The sequence below is a fragment of the Pseudomonas arcuscaelestis genome, assembly GCF_016881005.1.
Taxonomy (GTDB): domain Bacteria; phylum Pseudomonadota; class Gammaproteobacteria; order Pseudomonadales; family Pseudomonadaceae; genus Aquipseudomonas; species Aquipseudomonas arcuscaelestis.
Window position 1 is genome coordinate 181,083 of record NZ_JACOPV010000012.1, and the last position, 21,055, is coordinate 202,137.

Genomic DNA, 21,055 nt, shown 5'->3' on the forward strand with positions numbered 1-21,055 from the left:
CTTTCGTTTGATTCACTTGCTCGGGCCCTTTCAGATGATTCCGCCAGCCTCGATAGATCAGCAAAGCTTTCGTAAGCTGCTGAGCCGTAACATCGGTCTACCGTTGGGGGTCGGTTTGCTCAGCGCTGTAGTGTTTGTGGTGGTGATCAGCTATCTGCTATCGGCCATCCAGTGGCTGCAGCATTCCGACCGGGTGATCAACAACACCAACGAGACGGTAAAGCTTTCTATTGATATGGAAACCGGTATGCGCGGGTTCCTGATCACCGGGGATGAACAGTTTCTTGCCCCCTACGAGCTGGCCAAGCCGCAAGTGTTGTCGGCGCTCAAGGACTTGCAGCAACTGGTCAAGGACAACCCGCAGCAAGTAGACCGTCTGGGCCGACTCATCGGCCTGCAACAGGAGTGGAACGCCTTCGGCAGCGAGATGATCGACCTGCGACGCAATGCCGGGGACTACAGTCAGCCGATTCGCAGTGGCCGTGGCAAACGCATCACCGACGAGATGCGCCAGGAATTTGATTCGTTCATCGACATGGAGCAGCAACTACGGGCGGCGCGTAGTGATCAAGTCAGCACCGTTACCGTGGTGGCCATTTCGGTGTACCTGGTGTTCATTATTCTGCTAAGTGCCTTGCTGGCGTTCTTGGGACGGCGGGACTTGATGGCGCTGTCGTCGAGCTACACCAGCAACCTGCAAGCCCAACAACGCGCCACCCAGCGTCTGGAGCAGCAAGCATGGATGCGTACCGGCCAGACGAAGCTGGCCGAGCAGGTATTGGGTCAATTGACGTTGCCGATGCTGGGTAACAATATCCTGCGTTTTTTTGCCAATTACGTCGGTTGTGTCGTGGCTGCGCTGTATGTACGGGACGAGCATGGCGGCCTACGACGCGTTGCCGGTTACGGTTTGTCGGGTGAACAACAGGCCCGGGAACAGGTGGTCGGTTCTCATGAAGGCTTGTTGGCGCAAGTAGTAAACCAGGGGCAGCTGTTGCGCCTTGATGAAGTACCCGACGACTACTTCAAGGTCAGCTCCGGCCTGGGTGAAGGTTTACCACGTAGCGTCGTGCTGGTGCCCGCCAGCAACGATGGCCAGGTCAACGGTGTTGTTGAACTTGGCTTCTTGCGCACGCTGACTGACCGCGATATCGAGCTGTTCGAACTGGTTGCCGACAATCTTGGCACCTCCATCGAGAGCGCTCGCTACCGCCAGCGTCTGCAGGAGGTGTTGGCGGAAACCCAGCAGCTCAACGAAGAGCTGCAGGTGCAGCAGGAAGAGCTGAAAACCGCCAACGAAGAGCTTGAGGAACAGTCGCGGGTGCTCAAGGAATCCCAGGCGCACCTTGAGACTCAGCAGGCGGAACTGGAGCAAACCAACGAACAATTGGCCGAGCGTACTGATGCGCTGGCTGAACAGCGCGATGCCCTGAACCGCAAGAACGGCGAGCTGAATCAGGCCCAGGCCGAATTGCAGACTCGCGCCGAAGCGTTGCAGCGCTCCAGCAAGTACAAGTCGGAATTCCTTGCCAACATGTCCCACGAGCTGCGCACACCGCTCAACAGCTCGCTGATTCTGGCCAAGTTGTTGGCAGAGAATCCCCAGGAAAACCTCAGTGAAGATCAAGTCAAGTTCGCCGAGTCGATCTACTCGGCTGGCAACGATCTACTCAATTTGATCAACGATATTCTCGACATTGCCAAGGTCGAGGCGGGCAAGCTTGAAGTGCGTCCGGAAACCACCCATGTAACGCGCCTGACCGAAGGCCTGCAAGCGATGTTCGAACCGCTGGCCAAGGACAAACAGTTGAGTTTCAGCGTGGTCGTTGAGCCTGAAGTACCCGCTACGTTGTACACCGATCGCCAGCGTCTGGAGCAGATCCTCAAGAATCTGCTGTCCAATGCCGTGAAATTCACCGACGCCGGGCAAGTCAGCCTTAATGTCGGCTGGCAGGCCGATATGGGGGTAGTGTTCTCGGTACGTGACAGCGGCATCGGTATCGCCGCCGATCAGCAGCAAAGTATTTTCGAAGCGTTCCACCAGGCCGATGGCACAACCAATCGACGATATGGCGGCACCGGGCTTGGCTTGTCTATTTCGCGCGACCTCGCTGAATTGCTCGGCGGCCAGATTACGGTGGCCAGCGATCTGGGCAAGGGCAGCGTATTCAGTCTGATCCTGCCGCTGCGTTATGAACCTGGGGTTATCCAGGCGCCAGCAGCGATAATCAACCCGCCCGTTGCAGTGGCTGCCCAGCCTGTACCCGCGCCGCAAGCAGCACTTGATCCTGTTGTGGTTCCCCGCAGCACATTAGCCTTTGCCGATGATCGTGAGTTGGCACCGTTCAGCAATCGTTGCATTCTGGTCGTCGAGGACGAGCCGAATTTCGCCCGTATTCTTTTCGATCTGGCTCATGAGCTTGGGTACAGCTGTCTGGTTGCACAGGCCGCCGACGAGGGCTATGAGCTGGCCGCAGGGTTCATTCCGGACGCCATTCTGCTCGACATGCGCCTGCCGGATCACTCTGGCTTGACCGTGTTGCAACGACTCAAGGAGCAGGCCAGTACCCGTCATATTCCGGTGCACATCATTTCCGTCGAAGACCGCGTGGAAGCCGCCATGCACATGGGCGCTGTTGGCTATGCGGTCAAACCTGCCAGCCGCGAGGAGCTAAAGGCGGTATTTGCGCGCCTGGAAGACAAACTGACGCAGAAGCTCAAGCACATTCTGCTGGTAGAGGACGATGATCTGCAGCGCGAGAGCATCGCCCGCTTGATCGGTGACGATGACATTGAAATAACCGCTGTCGGCATGGCTCAGGAAGCGCTGGATTTACTGCGCGAGAATATCTATGACTGCATGATCATCGATCTGAAGTTGCCCGACATGCTCGGCAATGAACTGCTCAAGCGCATGTCGGACGAGGATATCCGTTCGTTCCCGCCTGTGATCGTCTATACCGGGCGCAACCTGACGCGTGACGAAGAGGCCGATCTGCTCAAGTACTCGCGCTCGATCATCATCAAGGGTGCACGGTCACCCGAACGCCTGCTCGATGAAGTGACACTGTTCTTGCACAAAGTCGAGTCGACGCTGTCCCATGAACGCCAACGCATGTTGAAGACCGCACGCAGCCGCGACAAAGTCTTCGAGGGGCGCAAGTTGCTGTTGGTTGACGACGATGTGCGCAACATTTTTGCCCTGACCAGTGCGCTTGAACATAAGGGGGCCATCGTTGAAATCGCCCGCAACGGACGCGAGGCTATCGAGCAACTGGAGCTAAACAGCGATATCGATCTGGTACTGATGGATGTGATGATGCCAGAGATGGATGGCTACGAAGCGACCCGCTTGATCCGTCAGCAACCGCGCTGGCGCAAGCTGCCGATTATCGCGGTAACGGCCAAGGCCATGAAAGATGATCAGCATCGTTGCCTGCAAGCCGGTGCCAATGATTACTTGGCCAAGCCGATTGATCTGGATCGCCTGTTCTCGTTGATTCGTGTATGGCTGCCACAACTGGAGCGAATTTGAGCATCGAACGTAACACCGACATAGAAATACGGCTGTTGATCGAGGCGATCTACCTCAAATACAGCTATGACTTTCGCGATTACTCTGGCGCTTCGATCAAGCGCCGGATCCAGCATGCGTTGCGCCAGTTCGACTGCAGGACGGTCTCCGCGCTGCAGGAGCGGGTATTGCACGACCCGGGCATGTTCATGCAGTTGCTGCAGTTTCTCACCATTCCGGTCAGTGAGATGTTTCGCGACCCGGAACACTTTCTGGCCCTGCGCCAGGAGGTGGTACCGCTACTGCGTACCTGGCCTTCGCTGAAAATCTGGATCGCGGGCTGCAGCACCGGCGAGGAAGTCTATTCAATGGCCATCCTGTTGCGTGAAGAAGGCTTGCTTGAACGCACCATCATCTACGCCACTGATATCAACCCCAGCTCCCTGGAGAAGGCCAAGCAGGGTATCTACACGGTGCAGAATATGCGCGAGTATGCCCAGAACTACCGCAAGGCCGGCGGGCGGCGAGATTTCAGCGATTACTACACCTGTGCCTATGGCAACGCCATCGTCGACAGCAGCCTGCGTGACAACGTGACCTTTGCCGACCATAGCCTTGCCACCGACAGTGTGTTTTCCGAAACCCAGTTGGTGTCCTGCCGCAACGTACTGATCTATTTCAACAAGACCCTGCAGGACCGAGCATTCGGGCTATTTCATGAGTCGCTTTGTCATCGCGGTTTCCTGGTGCTGGGCAGTAAGGAAACCCTGGACTTTTCCTCCTACGCTGATCAGTTCCAGGCCTTTGTCAAACCAGAACGGATCTACCGCAAGTCATGAAAGACATTCAGGCGATTGTCGTCGGTGCCTCGGCTGGAGGTGTCAGTGCCTTGTTAAGCCTGTTCCATGCCTTGCCGAAGGATTTTTCCATCCCGATTGTGTGCGTGCTGCACCTGCCGGATGACCGTCACAGCCAGTTGGCGCAGGTTTTCAAGCGCAGGCTGGGGCGCGAGGTGCGTGAAGCCCAGGATAAACAGACAATCAGCGCGGGCACGATTTACTTTGCCGGCCCCGGTTACCATTTGTCGCTGGAGCAGGACCTCAGCTTTTCCTTGAGTCAGGAGGACCGGGTGCACTTTTCCCGGCCTTCAATTGATATTTTGTTCGAGTCGGCTGCTGATGCCTATGGGTCGACGTTGGTGGGCGTGTTGCTGACGGGGGCCAATGAAGACGGTGCTCGTGGTCTTGCATACATCAAGCAGTTGGGCGGCTACACCTTTGTCCAGGATCCGAGCGAAGCCCATGTCGCGACAATGCCCGAAGCGGCATTGGCCTTGCACCTACCTGACTACACACTGCCGTTGAGCGGCATCGGGCAATTGCTCGCCAAGCTGGAACCCTCCAAATGCTAAGTCACATCCAAGCCAAACTGCTGATTGTCGATGACCTGCCAGAAAACCTGCTGGCACTGGATGCGCTGGTCAAGGGTGAAGACCGCGATGTCTACCAGGCCCAGTCTGCCGACCAGGCGCTTTCGTTATTGCTTGAGCACGAGTTCGCCCTGGCCATTCTCGATGTGCAGATGCCGGGAATGAACGGCTTCGAGCTGGCCGAATTAATGCGCGGCACAGAGAAAACCAAGAACATCCCCATTGTTTTTGTCAGCGCTGCCGGGCGCGAGATGAACTATGCCTTCAAGGGCTACGAAAGCGGCGCAGTGGACTTCCTGCACAAGCCGCTGGATAACCAGGCGGTGAAAAGCAAGGTGGCGGTGTTCGTCGATCTGTTCCGTCAGCGCAAGGCCCTGGGCCAGCAACTGGAGGCTATCGAGCGCAGTCGTGCAGAGCAGGAGCAATTGCTCACGCAACTGCAAGCGGCGCGAGCGGAGCTGGAGCACGCCGTGCGGATGCGCGACGATTTCATGTCGATTGTTTCCCACGAATTGCGCACTCCGCTGAACGGCCTGATTCTCGAAACCCAACTGCGCAAGCTGCACTTGGCGCGGGACAATGCCGACGCTTTTGCCCTAGACAAGATGCGGGCGATGGTCGATCGCGACGAGCGCCAGATCAACAGCTTGATCCGCTTGATCGAAGATATGCTCGATGTGTCCAGGATCCGCACCGGCAAACTGTCCATCCGCCCCAGCCAATTTGACCTCACGCGCCTGGTCGGTGGCTTGATCGAGAATTTCGCCGCCCAGGCCGCAGCAGCGCAATCAACCATTGAACTGAAGATCGATGCGCCATTGCTCGGGGTCTGGGATGAGTTCCGCATTGAGCAAGTGCTCGCCAATCTGTTGACTAATGCCTTGCGCTACGGCGCCAAGCAGCCCGTTACCGTGCGCGCCTACCAGCAGCAACAGTGGGCGTGTATCGAGGTGAGTGATCAGGGCATCGGTATCAGTGAGGAAAATCAGCAGCGGATTTTCCAGCAGTTCGAGCGTGTTGACTCAAACCAGGGCTGTGCCGGCTTAGGTCTGGGCTTGTACATTTCCGAGCAGATTGTGCTGGCTCATGGCGGCCGCATCGAGGTACGCAGCGCCGAAGGACAGGGGGCGACCTTTACTTTGCGCCTGCCGCTGGCCTGAATACCGCACACCGCTTGGCGTCAGCGCTTTTACCTCCGGCTCGCGCAGACAGTTCCGACGAAATTTGCTGCGACTAGCTGATACTCCTTCTGCCTGTGAAGGCGTGTGATGACTCCCTGGTAACTCATCACTGGGAGTAAGCGCATGTCTATTCTCGCGGCAAAGGAAAGCACGGGTCCGTGTCTTCGCGTCGGCGTGTTTTTCGACGGCACCGGTAATAATCTGCACAACAGCGAGTTGGCAGCTGCCTGCATGGGGCCTGATACCCATTTGCCAAACGCGCCGCCTGCGCTACGCGAACGCTGCGCAGCATACGGCTACGATGGGCGCGGGAGTGTACCGAACGACAGCTATGGCACTGCCAAAAGCAATATTGCCAGGTTATATGAACTGTATCGGGATCAGGTCGCCGAGCAGGTGCAGGACGGTCAGGCGAGCGCGAGCCTGAAGGTGTACGTCGAAGGAATCGGTACGCAGGCGGGTGCGAAGGATTCGCCCCTGAGCATGATGACCGGCCGCTACAGCTCTGGTGTGATTGCCCGAGCGCAACAGGCGCCCGCCGCGATTATTGAGCAGGTAATGCGCTGGTCGGCCGGTAACCCAGGGACAAGCGTTCAACGCATCGAATTCGACATCTTCGGTTTCAGCCGTGGAGCAGCAGCGGCTCGGCATTTTGCCAATGACCTGGGCAAAGGCGCCGCCAGTGTGTTGGCGCAACTATGGCCGACGTCCGCGGCGTTGCTGGCAGAAAATTTCGACTGGCAGTCGACACAATTCATGGCAATCAACTTCATCGGTTTGTACGACTCTGTCGCAGCGATCATCTCGGCTCTCGACGGTAATTTCAGCCCAGCCAATGCTCAATACTCTGGCATTGAAATGAGGCTCAAGCCGACTGCTGCCCGAAAGATTGTGCAACTGGTGGCGCGGGACGAACAGCGCAAGAATTTTCCGTTGACCCAGACAGACAACGATATTGTGGTGCCAGGCGCGCACTCCGATGTGGGCGGCGGTTATTTACCTGATGCGCTGGAGACCGTGGTACTGACGCGGCCGGTCAGCAGTACCGAGCCTGCCAACCTGGAAAATGGAAAAAGTCAGGCCTGCAAGAAGGCCCAGGCTTGTCTGCAACGCGACCAGCACACCTGGCAGTCGCTGAATCTACAGGTGGAGGTCTGTACTCAGGTGGACGCATTGCAGCCTGCCAAACGCGATACACCTGCCGAGAAGCGCGTCATTGCGTTTGTGCAAGGCAAGCGCCAAGTGGCGGGTGATCTGGCACTGGTTTACCTGCGTATCATGCACCGGCTGGGTGTTGATCAGGATGTGCCGTTCCAAGCACTGGATGAGCAGGGCATGGCGTTGCCACCTGCATTGCAGGTAATCGCCGACAAGCTGATGCAACAGGCACAGGGGCAGCAGGCGGCTTTGCCGTTGAGTGAAAGTGAGGAAGCGCTGTTGCGCAAGCGTTATATACATCTGTCCAGCCACTGGGGCACGCAAGGTTCTGTGCGTGAGGCAATTGATGCGATTTACCTCAACCGCCCCCATGAAAGTGGCCAGCGCAGCGTCTATCCCAATGAGTAGTCGCTTAAACCATCGAAGTCAGGCTTTCACCGCGCAACGTGCGTTCGATCCCGCCCAACACCATGCTTTCCATCAGTGCCAGGCCTTGGGCCTGGGGCAGTTGTGAAGCCTGTAACCAGCTGGGTACGCTGTTGAGCAGATTGGCAATGACATGAGCCGTTGCTACCAGCGCCTGGCCACGCAGGGTTGCCTTGGGCACGATCATGCGTAGCAGAGCCGCTTCATACTGTTGGCGCAACTGACCGATGCGCGCCTGTTGATCCGGGCTCAGGCAGCATTGGTCGCGTTCAGCGAGGCGAAACTGCAAGGGGCGCTCGGCATGCAGCGCCCAGTGCGCAGCGATTATTTCAGACAGTGTCTGCTGATGAGTACGACGCCCCTTGTTGAGGGCCGCAAGCAGTTCCTCATACAGCTCTTCGATCAAGTCGTAGAGCAGGTCCTGCTTGCTGGGGAAGTGGTGGTACAGCGACCCCGCCGTCAAGCCCAGGTGGCTGGCCAGTTCGCGCATGCTTACCTGGCCAAAACCCTTCTCGGCGAACAGCGCCAGAGCCCGGTCACGCCGCTCTTCGAAATTCGTACAACGCAAAGCGGCGTCCATCGACTTGCTCCTCAGTAGGTGAAGAAACCACGACCGCTCTTGCGCCCCAGGTAGCCGGCGGCAACCATTTCCTTGAGCAGGGGAGCAGGGCGGTATTTGCTGTCGCTATAGCCTTCGTGGAAGGCCTCGAGAATGGCCAACAGGGTGTCCAGGCCGATTAGATCAGCCAGGGCCAGCGGGCCGATTGGCTGGTTGCAGCCAAGGCGCATGCCGATGTCGATGTCTTCGGCACTGGCCAGGCCTTCCTGCAGCACGAAGATCGCTTCATTGATCATCGGCACCAGGATACGGTTGACCACGAAGCCTGGACGGTTGCCAGCGCTGATAGGCGTCTTGCCGACCCGCTCGGTCAGGGCCATCGCCGTGGCGTGGGTGGCGTTACTGGTTTGCAGGCCGCGAATGATCTCGACCAGGGCCATCATCGGCACCGGATTGAAGAAATGTACACCGATAAAGCGCTCGGGGTGGCTGACTGCCGCCCCCAGCTGGGTGATCGACAGCGACGACGTGTTAGTGGCGATCACGCACTCACTGCTGACGCTCGAAGCAATCTGCTGGAGGATGCGCACTTTCAGTTCGAGGTTCTCGGTAGCCGCCTCGATCACCATTTGCGCCTGCTGCAACTGGGCGTAGTCGGTGCTGGTGCGAATCCGCGCGACAGCTGCCTGGGCAACGTCGGCGGCCAGGACCTGCTTGCTGACCTGACGCTCCAGGTTTTTACGCAAGGTGGCCAGGCCGCGCTCCAGCGCAGCGTCGGAAACATCAATCAGGGTGACCTGGTAACCGGCCACCGCACAGACCTGGGCAATACCATTGCCCATGGTGCCAGCGCCGATCACCGCAATATTTTCAATACTCACGTTCAGAGCTCCTTGTTCAGACGCGCTCGAAGACTACGGCGATGCCTTGGCCGCCGCCGATGCACATGGTTGCCAGTGCGTAGCGGCCTTCGATGCGTTGCAGCTCGTGGATAGCCTTGGTAGCGATGATTGCGCCGGTAGCACCGACTGGGTGACCCAGGGAAATGCCGGAACCGTTGGGGTTGACCTTCTCCGGATCAAAGCCCAGCTCTGCCGCCACGGCGCAGGCTTGGGCAGCAAAGGCTTCGTTGGACTCGATCACATCCAGGTCGGCGATCTGCAGGCCGGCTTTTTCCAAGGCCTTGCGCGTGGCCGGAACCGGGCCAAGGCCCATCAACTCAGGTTCTACGCCAGCGTGGGCATAGCTGACCAGGCGGGCGAGGGGCTTGAGGCCGTGGCGTTTGACGAAGTCGCCAGTGGCCAGGACCAGGGCGCCGGCGCCGTCGTTCAGGCCGCTGGCGTTACCGGCGGTGACGGTGCCGTCTTTCTTGAAGGCCGCTTTCATGCCGCCCAGCTGTTCAGCGGTGACTTCGCCGCGCACGTGCTCGTCGATTTCAAAGCGCACGGTGCCTTTACGGCCAGGAATGTCGATAGGCACGATCTGGCTGTCGAAACGGCCTTCGGCAATGGCGCGGGCAGCGCGCTGCTGGCTGACCAGTGCCAGGTCGTCCTGCATCTGGCGGGTGATGCCATTACGCTCGGCAACGTTTTCGGCAGTGATGCCCATATGGAAGCCGGCAAAAGGATCGTGGAGAACGCCGAGCATGTAGTCCACGCCCTTCAGATCACCCATGCGCGCACCCCAGCGAGCTTGTGGCAGCAGGTAAGGGCCACGGCTCATGGATTCGGCACCGGCAGCCACCACCGCCTCGGCGTCACCGAGCAGCAGGCTTTGGGCGGCAGATACAATGGCCTGCAGCCCCGAACCACACAGGCGGTTGACGTTGAAGGCTGGGGTTTCCTTGGGAATGCCGGCATTCATCGCCGCAACGCGGGCCAGATAGGCATCGCGTGCCTCGGTTGGAATCACCGTACCCATTACCACGTGGCCGATTTGCTCAGGTGCCACACCGGCGCGCTCGATAGCCGCGCGGGTTACGCTGCTGGCCAGGTCAGCCAGGGGAAGGTCCTTGAGAGAACCGCCAAAACTGCCAATGGCCGAACGAACGGCGCTGACTACGTAGATTTCCGGGGTGTTCATAATCGACTCCAGTATGCGAATACATGGCGGGACGGTGGCAGGCTCTGACAGAATGCACACTTCGCCAGGTTCAGGTTGCCATTGAGTCTAGGCAAAGCCTTTCACTGGGCCTATGCCATAACTGTTCACTGAAACTGGTATTTTTTGCCATACCTTGCGGAATCCGCCATGCGGGAAAACGATACAGTCGCGGTTTACTTCGTCCATAGCATGTTGCACGCCCTGCGCGACCAACCGCAGCGCGCGTCAGCGTTGCTGCGCGAGGCCGGCATCGATCCGGCAGTGCTCGATGTCGCTGGGGCGCGCGTCTCGGCGACAGCGTTCACCCGGCTCTGGCTGATTCTGATCCAGGCCCTGGACGATGAATTCTTCAGCCTCGACAGCCATGGTATGCCGATGGGCAGTTTCGCCCTGATCTGTCGCGGCCTGATCCAGGAGCCCAACCTGAAAAAGGCCCTGCGTCAGTGCCTAGTGTACTTTGGTCTGTTTTTACGCGATGTGAGTGCGAGCCTGTCGATCAAGGGCGGGCGGGCAGTAATAAGCGTGCAGTCACACATCGAAGATCCAACGACTCGGGTGTATGCCGAGGAAACCTTTTTCGCTCTGGTGATCAGCTTGATGTGCTGGTTGGGTGGGCAACGCCTGGTCATCGACCGCACTGCGCTGACTGATACAAGGCCTTCTCAGGACGACGATTTGTTGCTTTGGGGGCCCAATCTGCAGTTGGGGGCAGGGGTAAGTGAAATCGAGTTTGCCGCTGACTACCTGCGCTTGCCGGTGATTCAGGACCTGGCCGGGCTCAAGACGTTTTTACGCAGTGCGCCACAATGGCTGGTAATTCGCTATCGCAACCAGAATGGCCAGGTGGCTCAGGTCTACCGCTATTTGCGTGAGCACGATCAGGGGCAGTGGCCAACCTTGGTGGCCATGGCCAAGCGCCAGGGGCTGAGCGCAAGCAGCTTTCGCCGGCAATTGGAACGCGAGGGGCGTTCGTTCCAGCAAATCAAGGATGAAGTACGACGGGCAACGGCTTTCGAGTGCTTGCGCGAAACCGATATGAGCATTGCTGAAATAGCCGAACGCACCGGGTTCCAGGAGCCCAGTGCGTTTCATCGTGCGTTCAAGAAGTGGACCGGTGAAAGTCCGGGTGGTTATCGCTTACGCATGGCTGTCAGGGGTTAGCAGATTGCCCATAAGCTGGCGCAGGTGATCCTGACCGGCCTGGTTAAGGGCAAACACCGGACGACGAGGTTCGCCTACTGGCAAACCACTGATGGCCAATCCGGCTTTGACAGTAGCGGGCAGGCCGGCCTTGAGGATGAAGTCCAGCAGCGGCAATTGACGGTAGAACACCGCTTTGGCGGTTTCCAGGTCGTTGGCCACCACCGCCTTGTACAGCGACTGGTTGAGTTCGGGAATCAGGTTGGCCGCCGCTGTACACCAGCCGCTGGCACCGGCAATGAATGCTTCCAGGGCCATTGGGTTGCAGCCGTTGTAAAACGGCACCTTACCTTCACCGAGCAGTTGCAGCTTGTGCATACGCTGAATGTCGCCGGTGCTTTCCTTGACCATTGTTACATTCTCGACTTCCCGCACGATGCGCAGGATCAGTTCCACCGACATGTCGGTGCCGCTGGTAGCCGGGTTGTTGTAGAGCATGATGGGAATGTTAATGCTGGCGCCGATTGCTTGATAGTGCGCGAAAATCTCGGCTTCGCTGAGTTTCCAGTAAGCGGTTGGCAGGACCATGACCGCATCGGCGCCATGAGTCTGGGCAAAGCGCGCACGGCGGATGGCGCCAGCGGTGGTGAGGTCCGAGACGCTGACAATGGTCGGCACTCTGCCGGCGATGTGCGCCAGGCTGAATTCGGTGGCCTGGTCCCACTCCCGATCACTCAGGTAGGCGCCTTCACCGGTGCTGCCCAGGGGCGCGATGGCATGCACGCCACCTGCGATCAAGCGATCGATGGACAGACCCAGGGCCGCGAGGTCAAGGTGCTGGCCGTCGCGGGTGAAGGGCGTAATGGTGTAGCCGATGATGCCGTGGAATTGAGTCGTCATGAACAGTGCTCCGCAAGAAAGGCAAAAGGACAAGCATTCAGCTCAGGCAGTCGGCATGAGCCCGCAGGCACTGCCGCGCATAATAGTTAAAGGCTGCGCTGTGGCGTTTCGGGCGTGAGATCCAGTCATGGGCTTCGCGGCCCAGGGCTGGCTCGATGGGTTTGACTTCACCTGCGGACATGGCCAGCAATTGCAGCTTGGCCGCACGCTCGATCAACTGGGCAATGACACAGGCTTCCTCGATGCTTGCCCCGGTCGATAGCTGCCCGTGGTGCGAAAGCACAATGGCGCGCTTATCACCCAGCGCGGCGCTGATGATTTCACCTTCCTCGTTGCCCACCGGCACTCCAGGCCAGGCCTGAAGAAACGCGCAGTCTTCATACAGCGGGCACAGGTCCATGTGCGAAACCTGCAGCGGCACCTCGAGCATCGACAAGGCCGCTACATGGGTGGGGTGGGTGTGAATGATGCAGTTCACATCCGGGCGCGCCCGATACACCCAACTGTGAAAACGGTTGGCCGGATTGGGCATGCCCTGGCCTTCGAGTACTTCAAGGTCTTCATTGACCAGCAGCAAGTTGCTCGCGGTGATCTCGTCGAAGCCTAGCCCCAGTTGCTGGGTGAAAAAGGTGCCAGGTTGTGGTCCGCGGGTGCTGATTTGCCCGGCCAGGCCCGAATCATGACCGTTGTCGAAGAGAATTCGACACGTCAGGGCCAGCTTTTCCCGTGCAGTCCACGTATTATCGGCAAGCGAGCCTTGCATCTGTGTAAGGGCCTGCTTTATCAGCTGGTCCTTGGGCAGTGCCAAAGTCTTGGCCATAGGGATATCCTCGATGGTGTAGAGAAAATGTCAGGCTGGCCCGCCCCGGCTACTTGGAAGGTGAAGGGGCGGTTAAGCGCATGACACAAAAAAGGATAAATGACACAATGTGTCATTAGCAAGTAAAAGCTTGCCCATGGCCTTGGGAAAATTGCAGCGCATGTCTATCCGATTGAAATTGTTGAGAAAGAAATTGGGAATTACCTTGGAGGTGCTGGCCGAAAAGTCCGGCATGACCAAGAGCTATTTGTCCAAGGTTGAGCGTGGCCTGAATACCCCATCCATTGCCGCCGCCTTGAAGCTGGCGCGGGCGCTGAGTGTCAATGTTGAAGAACTGTTTGCCGAAGATTCGCCCGGGCAGGCGCGTTTCAGCCTGGTTCGTTGCGGCGAGCGCCAAGCGTTGTCAGGAAGTGCCCAGGGGCCAGGTTACGCGGTGCTGGCCAACCATATTGGCAGCCGCAGCTTGCTGCCATTTATCATCAGCCCACCGTCTGATTTCAGCGATTCAACCTTCAAGGAGCACCTTGGAGAAGAATTCCTGTTTGTTCACGAAGGCCAGGTAGAAGTGGATTTCATGAGCGAGCGGGTCATCCTCGAACGGGGTGATGCGCTTTATTTCAACGCCCAGACACCGCACCGCCTGCGCTCGCTAGGCGAGGTACAGGCACAGTTGCTGGTGGTTGTGCATGACGCTGAAGGTTGATGCCGATGGGCAGTCATTCTCGATTCTGGCGTGATCCGGCGCTGCCGTTCATTGAGGCACGCAGCGTCGATGATGGACGCAAAGTCTGCTATGCGCCGCATTCCCACCAGAGTTTTTCCATCGGCGCGATTACCCGTGGTCGCAGCACCTATGTGAACGCTGGCGGCCATCAACAGGTAGCTGAAGGTACCGTTGTTCTGATGAACCCCGGGGCGGTACACGCGTGCAATCCTATTGATGGCGAGCCATGGTCCTACTTCATGATGTACGTAGACCTGCCATGGTTGCAGGCACTGGGCTTCCAGCCGTTTGAGGTGTTAAGCAGTGACTCGCCAAGGCTCTACCAGAACCTGTGCGAGCTTCACGCGCTGCTGGAAGACGAACTATTGAGCAGCACCAGCAAGCTTGCAGCCCTGCGTATTTTCTTCAGTGAGTTGATCGAGCAAGTGCCTTCCAGACGAAGCGCTGAAAATCAGGTCAACACGCGCTTGCTGGCGGCTGCAGCCTTTGTTCGTGAACATTGCACCGAGCCGCTTCGGCTACAGGACATTGGTGATGCCGTCGGCCTGTCCAGTTCGTACTTGATTCGGGCGTTCAAGCAGCAATTTGGCTTGACGCCTCATGGCTATCTGCTCGATCAGCGCGTGCAATATGCCCGGGCACGGTTGCGCCGTGGTGGAATCATCTCTGAAGTAGCCCTGGAAGCAGGCTTTGCCGATCAGGCGCATCTGCAACGGGCTTTCAAACGCCACTTGGCGGCAACGCCGGGGCACTATCGATCAGCTCATTAGTAGATACACGGCACTGGCCAGCAACAGCACTGCCAGCACGCGATTGAACACGCGTACTCTGCCGGGATTGCCCAAGTACTGGCTGATTACACTTCCAGCCCAGGCCCAACTGGCAATGGACACGTAGCAGATTGCAAAGTAGATGCCGGTGAACTGCCAGAGCAGACCGGTTTCACCTTCGCCGAGAAACGCCCCAATACCCGCCACGCAAGCCAGCCAAGCCTTGGGGTTGAGCCATTGCAAGGTGGCGCCGGCGAGCATCGAAGGTGCCGATGCAGCACCGCTGTCAGCCAACTCGCCACGGTCACTGGCCAGTTTCCAGGCCATGTACAGCAAAAACACTACCCCACCTGCGTGCAGCACCTGGGTCAGGGCAGGCCAGTGACGCAGCAACTCGTGCAGTCCCAATCCAATCAGCAATAGCAGCAGGCTGAAACCCAGGGTGGCGCCGGTGACATGCCGCAGGCTGGCGCGCAAGCCATGGCGGGCGCCACTGCCCAGGGCGACAATGTTGACCGGTCCGGGAGAGATGGAGGAGGCCAGCGCAAAAGCGGCCATCGATAGCATCAGGCTCATGAGTATGTGTTCCGCAAGTAAGGTCGATGCAGTGTGCTGGCCTGGCCGTCGCGGGTATTGAAGAAAACTACCCTCGTGAATGCACTGATGCTGCGCGCGGGAAAAGTTTTACAGAATTTGAAATAGTTTTGCGCTGTGAGAAAACCCTGCTGGAATTGTAGGATCTCCTCCCCAATTGATATTAGGTTGTTATGACTTCGTTTTCGGAGCCCCCCAGTACCTGGCCAACCCGGCCATTCTCCCGTCCTTGTGACGTTTCTTCTGTGTTCACCTCGAAGAGTACCTACCCATGGAATGGCTAGCCGACCCCACGGCCTGGCTGGGCCTTGCCACGCTTATTGTGCTGGAGCTGGTACTGGGTATCGACAACCTGGTGTTCATTGCCATCCTTGCCGACAAGTTGCCACCACATCAGCGCGACCGTGCGCGGGTCATCGGCCTGTCGCTGGCGTTGATCATGCGCCTGGGCCTGCTGGCCAGTATTTCCTGGATGGTGACCCTGACCGCGCCGCTGTTCGAGGTATTCGACAAGAGCTTCTCCGGTCGTGACCTGATCATGCTCTTCGGTGGTGTGTTCCTGTTGTTCAAGGCCACCATGGAGTTGCACGAACGTCTCGAAGGTCATGTGGCGCAAACCAATGGCAATACACGCCACTCTGCGTTCTGGCCGATCGTGGCGCAGATCGTGGTGCTGGACGCGGTGTTCTCGCTGGACGCTGTGATCACTGCCGTGGGCATGGTTGAACACTTGTCGATCATGATGATCGCGGTGATCTTCTCCATCGGTATCATGATCGTTGCCAGCAAGCCGTTGACGCGCTTCGTCAACAGTCACCCGACCGTGATCATGCTGTGTTTGGGCTTTTTGATGATGATCGGCTTCAGCCTTACCGCTGAAGGCCTGGGCTTCCACATTCCGAAAGGCTACTTGTACGCGGCAATTGGTTTCTCGATTGCGGTTGAGGTGTTCAATCAGTTGGCCCGTGCCGGTCGCAAGCGCAACTTGCAGCAACACCAGCCACTGCGTGAGCGTACTGCCCATGCCGTGCTGCGTTTGTTGGGCGGGCGTCGCGTCGAGGCGGACGAGGTGGGTGAGGATATCGCCGATCTGGTCGGCGACGGTGAAGAGCAAGTGCTGTTCGATCGTCGCGAGCGGGTCATGATCAGTGGTGTGCTGAACCTTGCCGAACGTCCGATCAAGACCGTGATGACCGTGCGGGCCGAGGTCGATACGGTTGACCTGGCACAACCGGCCGAGGACATTCGCAAAGCGCTGATGCATTCCTCCTATTCGCGCCTGCCGCTGATTCGCGATGGCCGCATAGATGAACCGCTGGGCTTTGTGCACAAGAAGGAACTGCTCAAGGAACTGCTGGCCGGTAACGAGCCCGATCTGGAGAGCCTGGTGCGTGCTCCGTTGAACCTGCTGGAAAGCTTCAGCATTCTCAACGCTCTTGAGCAGATGCGCAGCAAGTCGACCCACATTGCGTTCGTGGTCAATGAATTCGGTGATTTCACCGGTATCCTGACCATGACCGATATTCTCGAGTCGATCGCCGGTGAGTTACCCGATGCCAGTGAGGTGGAGGGGCCTGGCATTGTCGAGGACGGTCAGGGCTTTGTCGTCAATGGCGCCTTGAACCTCAGTCAGATCCAGGCACGCACCGGCTTCGCAGCCAAGCCTACCGAGGATTACCAGACCCTCGCGGGCCTGGTGATGAGTTTGCTGGACCGTTTGCCTGTGGTAGGCGACCGCCTGGAATGGAACGGCTGGCAGATGACTGTTGTTGCGGTTGAGGAACGCCGGGTTCGCGAGGTGCGCCTCAAGCCGAACGACGCTGGTGGCGCAGCAAATGCTTGATGCCTTCAAGGATCAGCACCAGTACCGCCAGCCAGATCGGCAGATAAGTCAGCCACTGGTCGGGACCGATGGTCTCGCCCAGTAGTAGCGCCACAGCTACCAGCAACACTGGCTCGACATAACTGAGCAGGCCGAACAAGCTGAACGCCAGCATTCGGCTTGCCAGTACGTAGCAGATCAGTGCCATCGCGCTGATCACCCCCAGGAGTGGAATCAGCCAATACAATCCAGGGTGCTCGATCAGATCCCGGGCGCTCAGCGGGCCTTGAACGACGAAGTACAGCGCCGCTGGCAGCAGGAGGAACATGTCCGCCCAGAGGCCTCCCAGATGGTCGGTACGGCATTTGCGCCGCAAGACGAAATACAACGGGTAGCCAATGGCGACCAGCATGGTTTCCCACGCGAAACTGCCATGCTGGTAAAGCTCGTGACCAACCCCGGTGGCAGCGCATGCCACGGCCAGTTTCTGCAGGCGCGACAAGCGCTCGCCGTAGACCACTCGACCGGTCAGGACCATGGTCAGGGGCAGGAGGAAATACCCTAACGACACTTCCAGGCTACGCCCGTGCAACGGTGCCCAGAGAAACAGCCACAGCTGCACCCCTAGCAACGCTGACGTGCCTATCTGGCCCAGCAGCAGTAGCGGCTTTTCGCGTATGCGCTTGAGCAGTCCGGTGACCAGTTGCCAGTCTTTGCTCAACAGCAGGAACAGGGTCAGGCAGGGGAGGGTCAGCAATGTGCGCCAACCAAAGACTTCCTCACCGTCAAGCGGCGTCAGCAGGGATGTGTAGAAATACATCACGGCGAACAAACAACTGGCCATGACTGATGAAACGATGCCTTTGAACACGAGGGCCTCTGAAGTAGGAAAAAGAAAGGCGCTTAACTATCAAAAGTCAGCGGCTGGTTGTCAGTGGCTGACGCTACGCCTTGCGCCTGCAAGGCCTGAATGAATGCCTGGCCCGACATTGGTCGGGCAAACAGGTAGCCTTGCTGGAAGTCGACGTTGTGCCGGGCCAGGTAGTCACGTTGCGCTTCGGTCTCAACGCCCTCGGCGACAATTCCCAGGCCCAGTTTGCTCGATAGCTCAATGATACTGTCAAGAATATGCAGCGACAGCGCATCGCCGCCGATCATGGCCACGAAGCTCTGGTCGATCTTCAGGTAGTCAACCTGGAACTGACGCAGATAGGCCAGGCTGGATTGACCGGTGCCAAAGTCATCTACCGCGATCATTACGCCCAGATCATGAAGGCCGGCAAACAAGGCATGGGTGACGTCGCTTGGCGCAACCAGCTTGCGTTCTGTCAGCTCCAGGGTCAGGCGCACGCGGTCGTTGGGAAACGCCGCAAGGAATTGACGGCAATCGTCCAGCAGCGCCATGTCCTGGCAGTGGTCGGCGGTGATGTTGATACCAATGTGAAAGCCGTCCTCCATGAGTTCGGCGTGCGGCGCCAGCAGTTGGGCCGTGCGCTGGAACAGTTGGCGGGTCATGGGCACGATCTGCCCGCTGTGTTCTGCATAGGGAATGAACAGGTCCGGACGCACCAGGCCTTCATGAGGGTGCTGCCAGCGCATCAGGACCTCGACACCGGCCCAGCAGTAATCGCCGCTGCGCACCACAGGTTGAAAGAAAGGCACGAACTCATTGGCTTCAATGGCGCGTTGCAATTCGGCACGCGGCGAACTGGCCCGGCGCAGTTGCCAGTAACAGGTTGCACCGGCTATGGCGCCGAGTATGACCAGCAACAGGAACATGGCCAGGTACTCACTGCGCATCTGTTGAGCCACCTTGCCCTCGCTGAATCCGCTGTGAATAGAGAAGGGATAGCGCGTTGAGACAAACTCGGTGGCTGCCACCTCAGGCTGTGGAACCATGCCGGCCTGGACCTTTCCAGCGCGGTCCAGCCAGTGTTGGCCGACTTGCAGAATGAGGTAGTTGTCATTGCCGAGCAGATAAAGCGCCCCGATCAAATGATCACCATCGACCGTAACAACTGCTGCTCGTTCTCCTTCAGCCAATCGGTAGACCAGTAGGGGGTGCCCAGGGGTTACCGAGTTGCCGTCCATCAGCCAGAGCTTGCCCTCTACGTAGTCGCTGGTGTCGACCTGTTCGCTATAAGGGCCGAACAGCGAACTGCAATACAATTCACCGCGGTACTCAAGGTTGGTGGAGCGTACAAAGGCGCGCCGGGTTACCTGATCGCGTAGGGCGAGCTTTTCATTGATGCAAGGTTGCCCTGCCAATGGCAAGAGATCGCTAGCGGCTTTGGACAAATTTGCGAGAATGCGCTCGATCTGATTGCCTACTCGTTGCGCTGTGGCTTCGCTACGGTTGTGCAGTTCCCGTTCGGATTGCCATTGCATGATTAACAGGCCGCAAAGGACAGGCACCAGCCCCACCAGCCATGGCAGCACATGGCGCCAGAAGCGTAGGGGGTGATGTTTTACCGAAAAGGGCATGGCGACTAACCTTAAAAGACGGAGCTGTGCAGAGGATAGCCGTCCGTCGACGCTTCGTGTGTCTGGACGTTGAAGTTAAAGTGCGACAAATTGGATTACGCACTGTAGAATCTTCTTACGCATACAATAATAAGATTTCTCATCATCGAGGAATCAGCCCGCCGAGAATGGGTCCATATGAAGTGTCATGGGTTCAAGCTGATTTATGGTGACTACCTCGCACGCAGTGTGAGGGGCGTCTCCTGCGCGCCGCCATCATCGCTCCACATCGATAGCAAGCAATCACCGTTTTTAGCGCTTTGATGATGAGGTAATGAGCATGGCCGACATTTTTGAAAACCCGATGGGCCTGATGGGCTTCGAATTCATTGAGTTCGCATCGCCGGCACCGGGCGTGCTGGAGCCGATCTTCCAGATCATGGGCTTCACCAAGGTGGCTAGCCACCGCTCCAAAGATGTACACCTGTACCGCCAGGGCGACATCAATCTTATTCTGAACAACGAACCGAAAAGCATTGCGTCCTACTTCGCTGCCGAGCACGGTCCGTCCGTTTGCGGTATGGCGTTCCGTGTCCGCAATGCCCACGAAGCCTACGCCCGCGCCCTGGAATTGGGGGCTCAGCCGGTGGAAATCGAAACCGGTCCGATGGAACTTCGTTTGCCTGCAATCAAGGGTATCGGTGGTGCGCCGCTGTACCTGATCGACCGGTTTGAAGAGGGCAGTTCGATCTATGACATCGACTTCAACTTCATCGAAGGTGTCGACCGCCATCCGGTAGGCGCTGGCCTGAAGATCATCGACCACCTGACCCACAACGTTTACCGTGGCCGTATGGCCTATTGGGCTGCGTTCTACGAGAAGTTGTTCAACTTCCGCGAGATTCGTTACTTCGACATCAAGGGCGAGTACACCGGCTTGACCTCCAAGGCCATGACCGCACCAGATGGCATGATCCGCATTCCGTTGAACGAAGAATCGTCCAAGGGTGCCGGTCAGATCGAAGAGTTCCTGATGCAGTTCAACGGCGAGGGCATCCAGCATGTGGCCTTCCTGACCGACGACCTGCTGCAGAGCTGGGACGCGCTGAAAAAGCTTGGCATGCGCTTCATGACTGCACCGCCGCAAACCTATTACGAAATGCTCGAAGGGCGGTTGCCGGGTCATGGCGAGCCGGTGGACCAATTGCAGGCTCGGGGGATTCTGCTCGATGGTTCTTCACAGCCGGACGACAAACGTCTGCTGTTGCAGATTTTCTCCGAAACCCTGATGGGCCCGGTATTTTTCGAGTTCATCCAGCGCAAGGGCGATGACGGCTTCGGTGAAGGCAACTTCAAGGCATTGTTCGAGTCCATCGAGCGCGACCAGGTGCGCCGTGGCGTGCTGAACGCCGAGTAATCGGTTGCAAGCAACAAGGCCATTGAGCATGAGTT

18 protein-coding genes are annotated in these 21,055 nt (G+C 58.1%); 10 read left to right on the forward strand and 8 right to left on the reverse strand.

Going from position 1 to position 21,055, the window contains the following annotated elements:
- Positions 1–34: 34 nt before the first annotated feature.
- From H8F21_RS19530 to H8F21_RS19550, 5 genes are all read left to right on the forward strand, one after another.
- Positions 35–3,535, forward strand: coding sequence for a response regulator (locus H8F21_RS19530; RefSeq protein WP_203478418.1), 3,501 nt, complete (start codon positions 35–37; stop codon positions 3,533–3,535).
- Positions 3,532–4,353 carry a CheR family methyltransferase gene (locus H8F21_RS19535; protein ID WP_203478416.1) on the forward strand — a complete coding sequence of 274 codons (822 nt, stop codon included), beginning with the start codon at positions 3,532–3,534 and terminating at the stop codon, positions 4,351–4,353. Before H8F21_RS19530 ends, H8F21_RS19535 begins: the two co-directional genes overlap by 4 nt.
- Positions 4,350–4,925, forward strand: a complete 576-nt coding sequence (locus H8F21_RS19540) for a chemotaxis protein CheB (RefSeq protein WP_203478413.1) — start codon at positions 4,350–4,352, stop codon at positions 4,923–4,925. Before H8F21_RS19535 ends, H8F21_RS19540 begins: the two co-directional genes overlap by 4 nt.
- Positions 4,919–6,103, forward strand: coding sequence for a hybrid sensor histidine kinase/response regulator (locus H8F21_RS19545; protein WP_203478411.1), 1,185 nt, complete (start codon positions 4,919–4,921; stop codon positions 6,101–6,103). The genes H8F21_RS19540 and H8F21_RS19545 overlap by 7 nt, the downstream gene beginning before the upstream one ends.
- 144 nt (positions 6,104–6,247) lie before the next feature.
- On the forward strand, positions 6,248–7,690 hold the full coding sequence (locus tag H8F21_RS19550; protein WP_203478409.1) for a phospholipase effector Tle1 domain-containing protein: 1,443 nt from the start codon (positions 6,248–6,250) through the stop codon (positions 7,688–7,690).
- Positions 7,691–7,694: 4 nt separating this feature from the next.
- Here H8F21_RS19550 and H8F21_RS19555 read toward each other — a convergent pair whose 3' ends face one another.
- Genes H8F21_RS19555 through H8F21_RS19565 form a run of 3 tightly spaced genes read right to left on the reverse strand, consistent with a single transcriptional unit; the run spans position 7,695 to position 10,349 of the window.
- Positions 7,695–8,288 (reverse strand): TetR/AcrR family transcriptional regulator, encoded by a 594-nt coding sequence (locus H8F21_RS19555; protein WP_203478407.1) that lies wholly within the window; start codon positions 8,286–8,288, stop codon positions 7,695–7,697.
- A gap of 11 nt (positions 8,289–8,299) precedes the next feature.
- Positions 8,300–9,148 (reverse strand): 3-hydroxybutyryl-CoA dehydrogenase, encoded by an 849-nt coding sequence (locus H8F21_RS19560; protein WP_203478405.1) that lies wholly within the window; start codon positions 9,146–9,148, stop codon positions 8,300–8,302.
- 16 nt (positions 9,149–9,164) lie between these two features.
- The gene (locus H8F21_RS19565) at positions 9,165–10,349 is read right to left on the reverse strand and encodes an acetyl-CoA C-acyltransferase family protein (protein ID WP_203478404.1); all 1,185 of its coding nucleotides are present in this window, start codon (positions 10,347–10,349) and stop codon (positions 9,165–9,167) included.
- A 168-nt stretch (positions 10,350–10,517) separates the two neighbouring features.
- Here H8F21_RS19565 and H8F21_RS19570 point away from each other — a divergent pair, with 168 nt between their 5' ends.
- Positions 10,518–11,531, forward strand: a complete 1,014-nt coding sequence (locus tag H8F21_RS19570) for an AraC family transcriptional regulator (protein WP_203585163.1) — start codon at positions 10,518–10,520, stop codon at positions 11,529–11,531.
- Here the strand turns inward: H8F21_RS19570 and H8F21_RS19575 are convergent.
- Together H8F21_RS19575 and H8F21_RS19580 are read right to left on the reverse strand one after the other, a co-directional pair.
- On the reverse strand, positions 11,508–12,410 hold the full coding sequence (locus tag H8F21_RS19575; protein WP_203478401.1) for a dihydrodipicolinate synthase family protein: 903 nt from the start codon (positions 12,408–12,410) through the stop codon (positions 11,508–11,510). The genes H8F21_RS19570 and H8F21_RS19575 overlap by 24 nt on opposite strands.
- A 37-nt stretch (positions 12,411–12,447) precedes the next feature.
- Entirely contained in the window at positions 12,448–13,230 is a 783-nt protein-coding gene (locus tag H8F21_RS19580; RefSeq protein WP_203478399.1) for an aldolase, read from the reverse strand.
- Positions 13,231–13,390: 160 nt separating this feature from the next.
- Here H8F21_RS19580 and H8F21_RS19585 point away from each other — a divergent pair, with 160 nt between their 5' ends.
- Together H8F21_RS19585 and H8F21_RS19590 are read left to right on the forward strand one after the other, a co-directional pair.
- Positions 13,391–13,933 (forward strand): helix-turn-helix domain-containing protein, encoded by a 543-nt coding sequence (locus tag H8F21_RS19585; RefSeq protein ID WP_203478398.1) that lies wholly within the window; start codon positions 13,391–13,393, stop codon positions 13,931–13,933.
- A 5-nt stretch (positions 13,934–13,938) separates the two neighbouring features.
- A complete protein-coding gene (locus tag H8F21_RS19590) occupies positions 13,939–14,724 on the forward strand; it encodes an AraC family transcriptional regulator (protein ID WP_203478396.1) in 786 nt (261 codons plus the stop codon).
- On the opposite strand, the gene H8F21_RS19595 is transcribed toward H8F21_RS19590, so the two are convergent.
- Positions 14,713–15,300, reverse strand: a complete 588-nt coding sequence (locus H8F21_RS19595) for a LysE family translocator (RefSeq protein ID WP_203478394.1) — start codon at positions 15,298–15,300, stop codon at positions 14,713–14,715. The genes H8F21_RS19590 and H8F21_RS19595 overlap by 12 nt on opposite strands.
- A gap of 289 nt (positions 15,301–15,589) precedes the next feature.
- Between H8F21_RS19595 and H8F21_RS19600 the strand changes: the two genes are divergently transcribed.
- Positions 15,590–17,161, forward strand: coding sequence for a TerC family protein (locus H8F21_RS19600; RefSeq protein ID WP_203541009.1), 1,572 nt, complete (start codon positions 15,590–15,592; stop codon positions 17,159–17,161).
- Here H8F21_RS19600 and rarD read toward each other — a convergent pair.
- Positions 17,124–18,011, reverse strand: coding sequence for an EamA family transporter RarD (rarD, locus tag H8F21_RS19605; RefSeq protein WP_203478391.1), 888 nt, complete (start codon positions 18,009–18,011; stop codon positions 17,124–17,126). The genes H8F21_RS19600 and rarD overlap by 38 nt on opposite strands.
- A 32-nt stretch (positions 18,012–18,043) precedes the next feature.
- Entirely contained in the window at positions 18,044–19,624 is a 1,581-nt protein-coding gene (locus H8F21_RS19610) for an EAL domain-containing protein (protein WP_203585164.1), read from the reverse strand.
- 319 nt (positions 19,625–19,943) lie between these two features.
- On the opposite strand from H8F21_RS19610, the gene hppD reads away from it, so the two are divergent.
- Positions 19,944–21,020, forward strand: coding sequence for a 4-hydroxyphenylpyruvate dioxygenase (hppD, locus tag H8F21_RS19615; protein ID WP_136475726.1), 1,077 nt, complete (start codon positions 19,944–19,946; stop codon positions 21,018–21,020).
- The last annotated feature ends 35 nt before the right edge of the window (positions 21,021–21,055 follow it).

Coding starts and splice junctions, on each gene's coding strand:
- hppD (WP_136475726.1), top strand. CDS start 19,944: ATGGCCGACATTTTTGAAAACCCGATGGGCCTGATGGGCTTCGAATTC.
- H8F21_RS19565 (WP_203478404.1), bottom strand. CDS start 10,349: ATGAACACCCCGGAAATCTACGTAGTCAGCGCCGTTCGTTCGGCCATT.
- H8F21_RS19590 (WP_203478396.1), top strand. CDS start 13,939: ATGGGCAGTCATTCTCGATTCTGGCGTGATCCGGCGCTGCCGTTCATT.
- H8F21_RS19585 (WP_203478398.1), top strand. CDS start 13,391: ATGTCTATCCGATTGAAATTGTTGAGAAAGAAATTGGGAATTACCTTG.
- H8F21_RS19545 (WP_203478411.1), top strand. CDS start 4,919: ATGCTAAGTCACATCCAAGCCAAACTGCTGATTGTCGATGACCTGCCA.
- H8F21_RS19610 (WP_203585164.1), bottom strand. CDS start 19,624: ATGCCCTTTTCGGTAAAACATCACCCCCTACGCTTCTGGCGCCATGTG.
- H8F21_RS19595 (WP_203478394.1), bottom strand. CDS start 15,300: ATGAGCCTGATGCTATCGATGGCCGCTTTTGCGCTGGCCTCCTCCATC.
- H8F21_RS19575 (WP_203478401.1), bottom strand. CDS start 12,410: ATGACGACTCAATTCCACGGCATCATCGGCTACACCATTACGCCCTTC.
- H8F21_RS19540 (WP_203478413.1), top strand. CDS start 4,350: ATGAAAGACATTCAGGCGATTGTCGTCGGTGCCTCGGCTGGAGGTGTC.
- H8F21_RS19580 (WP_203478399.1), bottom strand. CDS start 13,230: ATGGCCAAGACTTTGGCACTGCCCAAGGACCAGCTGATAAAGCAGGCC.
- H8F21_RS19600 (WP_203541009.1), top strand. CDS start 15,590: ATGGAATGGCTAGCCGACCCCACGGCCTGGCTGGGCCTTGCCACGCTT.
- H8F21_RS19530 (WP_203478418.1), top strand. CDS start 35: ATGATTCCGCCAGCCTCGATAGATCAGCAAAGCTTTCGTAAGCTGCTG.
- H8F21_RS19555 (WP_203478407.1), bottom strand. CDS start 8,288: ATGGACGCCGCTTTGCGTTGTACGAATTTCGAAGAGCGGCGTGACCGG.
- H8F21_RS19550 (WP_203478409.1), top strand. CDS start 6,248: ATGTCTATTCTCGCGGCAAAGGAAAGCACGGGTCCGTGTCTTCGCGTC.
- H8F21_RS19570 (WP_203585163.1), top strand. CDS start 10,518: ATGCGGGAAAACGATACAGTCGCGGTTTACTTCGTCCATAGCATGTTG.